The organism is Paraburkholderia franconis (assembly GCF_009362735.1).
In the GTDB taxonomy this organism is placed as follows: domain Bacteria; phylum Pseudomonadota; class Gammaproteobacteria; order Burkholderiales; family Burkholderiaceae; genus Paraburkholderia; species Paraburkholderia franconis.
This window is the reverse complement of sequence record NZ_WHNP01000149.1, coordinates 1-7,781: the sequence shown is the minus strand read 5'-3', so window position 1 is coordinate 7,781 and position 7,781 is coordinate 1. Positions and strand designations below refer to the sequence as shown.

General features: G+C 63.7%; 6 protein-coding genes. All 6 read left to right on the top strand.

All coding sequences use genetic code 11. From position 1 onward, the window contains the following. The coding region (locus GCT13_RS46185) for a serine hydroxymethyltransferase (protein ID WP_152768277.1) at positions 1-1,161 on the top strand (1,161 nt) is incomplete at its 5' end. Between the two features lie 46 nt (positions 1,162-1,207). Further along, positions 1,208-2,179, top strand: coding sequence for a dipeptidase (locus tag GCT13_RS46180; protein ID WP_152768276.1), 972 nt, complete (start codon positions 1,208-1,210; stop codon positions 2,177-2,179). A gap of 27 nt (positions 2,180-2,206) precedes the next feature. Then, positions 2,207-2,740, top strand: a complete 534-nt coding sequence (locus tag GCT13_RS46175; RefSeq protein ID WP_152768275.1) for a DUF5943 domain-containing protein — start codon at positions 2,207-2,209, stop codon at positions 2,738-2,740. Between the two features lie 52 nt (positions 2,741-2,792). Further along, a complete protein-coding gene (locus GCT13_RS46170) occupies positions 2,793-4,856 on the top strand; it encodes an NADH:flavin oxidoreductase (protein ID WP_152768274.1) in 2,064 nt (687 codons plus the stop codon). A 2-nt stretch (positions 4,857-4,858) separates the two neighbouring features. After that, a complete protein-coding gene (locus GCT13_RS46165; protein ID WP_152768273.1) occupies positions 4,859-6,778 on the top strand; it encodes a (Fe-S)-binding protein in 1,920 nt (639 codons plus the stop codon). Between the two features lie 3 nt (positions 6,779-6,781). Further along, on the top strand, positions 6,782-7,781 hold a 1,000-nt coding region (locus GCT13_RS46160), incomplete at its 3' end, for an electron transfer flavoprotein subunit alpha/FixB family protein (protein WP_152768272.1).

The following is a 7,781-nucleotide window of genomic DNA, read 5'->3' as shown; positions in this document are numbered from 1 at the left end:
TCGGAAAACATTGTGTCGCGCGCGGTGCTCGAAGCGCAAGGCTCGGTGTTGACGAACAAGTACGCGGAAGGTTATCCGGGCAAGCGCTACTACGGCGGTTGCGAGTTCGTCGATGAAGTGGAAGCACTCGCGATCGACAGGATCAAGACGCTCTTCAACGCAGGCTTTGCCAACGTGCAGCCGCATTCGGGCGCACAGGCGAACGGCTCCGTGATGCTCGCGCTCGCGAAGCCCGGCGATACGATCCTCGGCATGTCGCTCGATGCGGGCGGCCACCTCACGCACGGCGCGAAGCCCGCGCTGTCGGGCAAGTGGTTCAACGCGGTTCAGTACGGCGTGAATCGCGAGACCATGCGCATCGACTATGACCAGATCGAAAAGCTTGCGCATGAGCACAAGCCGTCGCTGATCATCGCGGGCTTCTCCGCTTATCCGCGCGTGCTGGACTTCGCGCGCTTCCGCGCGATCGCCGATAGCGTCGGCGCGAAGCTGATGGTGGACATGGCGCACATCGCGGGCGTGATCGCAGCGGGCCGCCATCCGAATCCCGTCGAGCATGCGCACGTCGTCACGTCGACCACGCACAAGACGCTGCGCGGTCCGCGCGGCGGCTTCGTCCTCACCAACGACGAAGAGATCGCGAAGAAGATCAACTCGGCTGTGTTCCCGGGGCTGCAAGGCGGTCCGCTGATGCACGTGATCGCCGGCAAGGCGGTCGCATTCGGCGAAGCGCTCGAAGACAGCTTCAAGACGTATATCGACAATGTGCTGGCCAACGCGCGGGCGCTGGGCGAAGTGCTGAAGGAGGGCGGCGTCGATCTCGTGACGGGCGGCACCGACAACCACCTGCTGCTCGTCGATCTGCGGCCGAAGGGCTTGAAGGGCACGCAGGTCGAGCAGGCGCTGGAACGCGCGGGYATCACCTGCAACAAGAACGGCATTCCGTTCGATACGGAAAAGCCGACGGTCACGTCGGGCATTCGCCTCGGCACGCCGGCGGGCACGACGCGCGGCTTCGGCGTCGCCGAGTTCCGCGACATCGGCCGGCTGATTCTCGAAGTGTTCGACGCGCTGCGCACGCATCCCGATGGCGATGCCGCAACCGAGCAACGCGTGCGCCGCGAGATCTTCGCGCTGTGCGAACGCTTCCCGATCTACTGAGCCGTCGCAAACGCACCGTCCCTTATCCATCGCTACGGAGTCAAGCATGAGCAACCTGCACGAGAGCAGCATCGTCATCGACGGCCTGAACATTTCGAAGTTCGAGCGCTCGGTGTTCGAGGACATGAGAAAGGGCGGCGTCACGGCCGTCAACTGCACGGTTTCCGTGTGGGAAGACTTTCAGAAGACCGTGGACAACATCGCGGAAATGAAACAGCAGATCCGCGAGTACAGCGAGATCCTGACGCTGGTCCGCACGACCGATGACATCCTGCGCGCAAAGAAAGAGAACAAGACGGGCATCATTTTCGGCTTCCAGAATTCGTATGCGTTCGAGGACAACCTCGGCTATATCGAAGTGTTCAAGGAACTCGGCGTGAACGTGGTGCAGCTTTGCTACAACACGCAGAACCTCGTCGGCACCGGCTGCTATGAAGCGGACGGCGGCCTTTCGGGCTACGGCCGCGAAGTGATCCAGGAGATGAACCGCGTCGGCATTCTGGTCGATCTCTCGCACGTCGGCGCAAAGACGTCGTCGGATGCGATCGCCTGCTCGAAGAAGCCCGTCACGTACTCGCACTGCTGCCCGTCGGGACTCAAGGATCACCCGCGCAACAAGACGGATGAGCAGTTGAGAGAGATCGCCGATGCAAACGGCTTCGTCGGCGTGACGATGTTCTCGCCGTTCCTGAAGAAAGGCCCGGATGCGACCGTCGAGGACTATCTCGAAGCGATCGAATATGTAATCGACGTGATCGGCGAAGACAAGGTCGGTATCGGCACGGACTTCACGCAAGGCTATAGCACCGAATTCTTCGACTGGATCACGCATGACAAGGGCCGCTATCGCCGTCTGACGAACTTCGGCAAGGTCGTGAATCCGGAAGGCATCCGCACGATCGGCGAATTTCCGAACCTGACGGCCGCGATGGAACGCGCGGGCTGGGGTGAGTCCCGCATCAGGAAAGTGATGGGCGAGAACTGGATGCGCTTCTTCGGCGAAGTCTGGAACGTCTAAATCAATCTAGAGAACAAGGAACCCACGATGCAACCGCAACTGCCCATCGACGTCGATCCGAACACGGGTGTCTGGACCACCGACGCGCTGCCGATGCTGTACGTGCCGCGTCATTTCTTCACGAACAACCACACGGCCGTCGAAGAAGCACTCGGCCGCGACGTGTACGCCGAGATTCTCTACAAGGCCGGCTACAAGTCCGCTTATCACTGGTGCGACAAGGAAGCGAAGCAGCATGGCATCAGCGGCATGGCTGTTTTCGAGCACTACCTGAAGCGCCTGTCGCAACGCGGCTGGGGCCTCTTCAAGATCGTCGAAGCCGACCCGTCGACGGCGCGCGCGAAGATCGAATTGCATCACTCGTCGTTCGTGCTCGCGCAGCCCGGCAAGGAAGGCAAGCTTTGCTATATGTTCGCCGGCTGGTTCGCGGGTGCGATGGACTGGGTGAATGACACCAGTGACGGCGGCAAGAACGCGCCGCGCGCGCAGTCGATAGAAGTGCAGTGTGCAGCCGAGCATCACGACCACTGCGTATTTGAAGTGTCGCCGATTGCACATTAACACTGCACGGCATATCAGAGCCTGAACCGAACACCGCCCGAGGTCGCTTGCGATGCGTTACCCCAATCTGTTCAAACCCTTGACGCTCAATCAGCTGACACTGCGCAATCGCATCGTCAGTACCGCGCATGCCGAGGTCTATGCCGAACCGGGCGGTCTGCCCGGCGACCGCTATATCCGCTATTACGAGGAAAAGGCCAAGGGCGGTGTCGGCCTCGCCGTGTGCGGCGGGTCGAGCCCGGTATCGATCGATAGTCCGCAGGGCTGGTGGAAGTCCGTCAATCTGTCGACGGACAAGATCATCGATCCGCTGTCGCGTCTCGCGGAAGCGATGCATCGGCACGGCGCGAAGATCATGATTCAGGCGACGCACATGGGCCGCCGCTCCGCATTTCATGGCGAGCACTGGCCGCATCTGATGACGCCTTCCGGCGTGCGCGAGCCCGTGCATCGCGGCAACGCGAAGATCATCGAAGTGGAAGAGATCCGCCGCATCATCGGCGACTTCGCGGCGGCTGCGAAGCGCGTGAAGGATGCGGGCATGGACGGCATCGAGATTTCAGCCGCGCACCAGCATCTGATCGATCAGTTCTGGAGCCCGCGCACGAACTTCCGCACGGACGAATGGGGCGGCTCGCTCGAAAACCGTCTGCGCTTCGGCGTCGAAGTGTTGAATGCCGTGCGCGAAGCAGTCGGCAAGGACTTCTGCGTCGGCCTGCGCATGTGCGGCGACGAGTTCCATGAAGATGGCCTCGATCACGAGCAACTGAAGGAAATCGCCCAGGCGATGGCGGAGACGGGCCTGATCGATTACATCGGCGTGATCGGCTCGGGCGCGGACACGCACAACACGCTCGCGAACTGCATGCCGCCGATGGCGCTGCCGCCCGAACCGTTCGTGCATCTCGCGGCGGGCATCAAGTCGGTCGTGAAGCTGCCCATCATGCACGCGCAAAGCATTCGCGACGCGGGGCAAGCGGAGCGTCTGCTCGCGAACGGCATGGTCGATCTGGTCGGCATGACGCGCGCGCAGATCGCCGATCCGCACATGGTCATCAAGATCCGCGATGGCCGCGAAGACGAAATCAAACAGTGTGTCGGCGCGAACTATTGCATCGACCGCCAGTACAACGGCCTCGACGTGCTGTGCGTGCAGAACGCGGCGACTTCGCGCGAAGCGACGATGCCTCACGTGATCGAGAAGACGCGCGGGCCGCGCCGCAAGGTCGTGGTGGTCGGCGCGGGTCCGGCGGGACTCGAAGCGGCGCGCGTTGCGCGCTCGCGCGGTCACGATGTCGTGCTGTTCGAGAAGAGCGATGCCGTCGGCGGGCAGATCATGCTGGCCGCGAAGGCGCCGCAACGCGAGCAGATGGCGGGCATCGTGCGCTGGTTCGATATGGAAACGAAGCGCCTCGGCGTCGACCGGCGTCTKGGMGTCGAGGCCGACGAGAAGATGATTCTTGCCGAGAAGCCCGACATCATCGTGCTCGCGACGGGTGGTTCCAGCTTCACGCATCAGGTGCCCGCATGGGGCGTTGACGAAGGTTTGGCCGTCAGTTCGTGGGACATCCTGTCGGGCAAGGTCGAGCCGAAGCAGAACGTGCTCGTGTACGACGGCGTGAGCACGCATGCGGGCGCAGGTGTCGCCGATTTCATYKCGAGCCGCGGCTCGAAGGTCGAGATCGTGACGCCGGACGTGAAAGTGGCCGACGAYGTCGGCGGCACCACGTTCCCGATTTTCTACCGGCGCCTCTACGCGCAAGGYGTGATCCACACGCCGAATTACTGGCTGGACCGCGTGTACGAAGAGGACGGCAAGAAGATCGCCGTGATCCGCAACGAGTACACGGAAGAACAGGAAGAGCGCGCCGTCGATCAGGTCGTGATCGAAAACGGCAGCACGCCGAACGACGCGCTGTACTGGAAGCTCAAGCCCGAATCAGTGAATCGCGGCCAGGTCGACGTGCAAAAGCTCTTCGCCGCCGAGCCGCAGCCGTCGCTCTCCGAAGAACTCGGCAATGGACGCTTCCTGCTGTTCCGAGTCGGCGATTGCATTTCGATGCACAACATCCACGGCGCGATCTACGACGCGCTGCGTCTTTGCAAGGACTTTTGACGATGAGCCCGGCGTTTCTCATTACCGCGCTGTTGTGGGTATCGGTCGCCGGCCTTGCGTTCGCGGTCGCAAAACGGGCGGCGTACTGGCGTCTCGGACGGGCAACGGCAGCCGGCGCATTCGGCTGGACCAATCTGCTGACCATCCCGAAGCGCTACTTCGTCGATCTGCATCATGTCGTGGCGCGCGATCCGTACATCGCGAAGACGCACATCGCCACGGCAGGCGGTGCGATTGCGGCATTCGCGCTCGTTTTCGTCAACTACGGGCTCGCGCTCTATTCGCCGTGGCTCGACCGGCTGATCTTTCTGGCCGCGTTGATCATGCTGGTGGGTGCCGTGTTCGTGTGGCGCCGCCGTCATGCGAAGGATGTGCCCGCGCGTCTGTCGCGTGGTCCGTGGAATACGCTGCCGTGGCTGCTCGGTTCGTTCGCGCTCGGTCTGCTGCTGTACACGCTGCTGCCTGCATCGGCGATGTCGGGCGGGCTCGCGATCGTCTTCGCGCTGCTGATCGCGGCGGGCGCGTTCGCGATGACATTCGGCGCGGCGCGCGGCGGTCCGATGAAGCATGCGCTCGCGGGTCTTCTGCATCTGGCGTTTCATCCGCGTCAGGAACGCTTTGCTGCTGAAGGCGCCGTGCGCAAGGAACAGGTCGTTCCGGCGACGGCACTGAAAGCGCCCGTGCTCGAACAGAACGAGTATGGCGTCGGCAAGCCCGTCGAGTTTCGCTGGAACCAGTTGCTCAGCTTCGATGCGTGCGTGCAGTGCGGCAAGTGCGAAGCGGCATGTCCGGCATTCGCGGCAGGCCAGCCGCTGAATCCGAAGAAGCTGATCCAGGACCTCGTGACGGGCATGGTCGGCGGCACGGACGCCGCTTATGCCGGCAGCCCGACGCCCGGCATCAAGGTCGGCCAGCACGGCGGCGAGCCGCAGCGCCCAATCATATCGAGCCTGATCGAAGCGGATACCGTGTGGTCGTGTACGACGTGCCGTGCTTGCGTGCACGAATGCCCGATGCTGATCGAGCACGTCGATGCCATCGTCGACATGCGCCGCAACCAGACGCTCGTGCACGGCACGGTGCCGGGCAAGGGCCCCGAAGTGCTCGCGAATCTGCGCGAGACAGGCACGGCGGGCGGCTACGACAAGGCGGCGCGTTACGACTGGTCGGTCGATCTGAGCTCGCCCGTCGCGCAGCCGGGCAAGCCCGTCGACGTGCTGCTCGTTGCCGGCGAGGGCGCGTTCGACATGCGCTATCAGCGCACGCTGCGCTCGCTCGTCAAGGTGCTGAACAAGGCGGGCGTGGATTACGCAGTGCTGGGCGCGCAGGAAACGGATACAGGCGACGTCGCGCGGCGTCTCGGCGATGAAGCCACGTTCCAGCGCATGGCGAAGCAGATGATGGGCACGCTGTCCACGCTGAACTTCAAACGCATCGTCACCGCCGATCCGCACGTGATGCACAGCCTGCGCAACGAATACCGCGCGCTCGGCGGACGCTACGACGTGCTGCATCACACGACGTTCCTCGCGGAGCTGGTCGCGAGCGGCAAGCTGTCGCCGAAAGCGGTCAATGCGTTCAACGACAGGAAGATCACGTACCACGATCCGTGCTATCTGGGCCGCTACAACGGCGAGACGGAAGCGCCGCGCCAGTTGCTGAAGACGATCGGCATCAAGGTCGTCGAGATGGAGCGGCACGGCAAGCGCGGCCGTTGCTGCGGCGGTGGCGGCGGTGCGCCGCTCACGGACATCCCCGGCAAGCAGCGCATTCCCGATATCCGCATCGCCGATGCGCGTGCGATCGGCGCGGAAGTGGTCGCGGTGGGCTGCCCGAACTGCACGGCAATGCTCGAAGGCGTGGTCGGTCCGCGTCCCGAAGTGCTCGATGTGGCCGAACTCGTTGCGGCAGCGCTGGAGTGAACGATGAATACAACCATCAAACGTATCGATCCGCGCCGGCCGTTCGTCATCACGGCGGCAGGACTGAAGCGCATCACGTTGGGCGCGGAGCATGTGGCGGGCGCATCGTATGACGATGCGCTGCAGACGGGCGCGCACGGTCACACGGCCGCCAAAGGGCTGCGCACGATGCAGGCGCCTCAGCACACGCTGCTCGTCGTCGCGCACAGCGATCGCGGCGGTCTCGACGATCACGCGCGTCAGGCGCTGGCTGCTGCTGCATTGATCGCGGATACCGCGACGCAAGTCGCGCTGCTGGTGCTTGGCGAACTGAAGGACGACGCGGCGGCGCTCGGCGCCGACAAGGTGATCGAACTGCCGTCGTTCGACCGCCGCGCGTTTGCGCCGGAGCGCGAAGTACAGGCGGTGGCCGCCTGCGTCGCGCAGCTCACGCCCACTCATATCCTGATGCCCGACAACGCGACAGGCGACGGCGATCTCGGCCGCCGTTATGCGGCGCTCGCGGGCGCGAGCATCGCGACACATGTCGTGCAGATCGACGCGAAGCAGGTGTCGACCTATGCGCAGGCGAAGAAGGCCTACGCGACGCGTGCGTTGCCTGACGTGATCCTGCTCGCRGCGGGCGCCGTCGATACGCGCCTGCCGTTCGTCGGCGCGGGCGAGCGCATCGAGATGCCGGCGTTCGCGCAAACGGACAACGCATCRAATAGCGCCTACCGCGATCTCGGCATCGAGGAAATAGACGCCGCGCAGGTCGCGCTCGAAGAAGCGGACTTCATCGTATCGGCGGGCAACGGCGTCAACGACGTCGCTGCGTTCGAGAAGCTCGCGAGCACGTTCGGCGCGGCGATTGGCGCGAGCCGTGTCGCCGTCGACAACGGCATGTTCACGCGCGACAAGCAGATCGGCGCGACGGGCAAGACGGTCGAGGCGAGCGTTTATATCGCGTTCGGCATTTCGGGCGCGGTGCAGCACCTGCAGGGCATCAAGGATTGCCGCCATG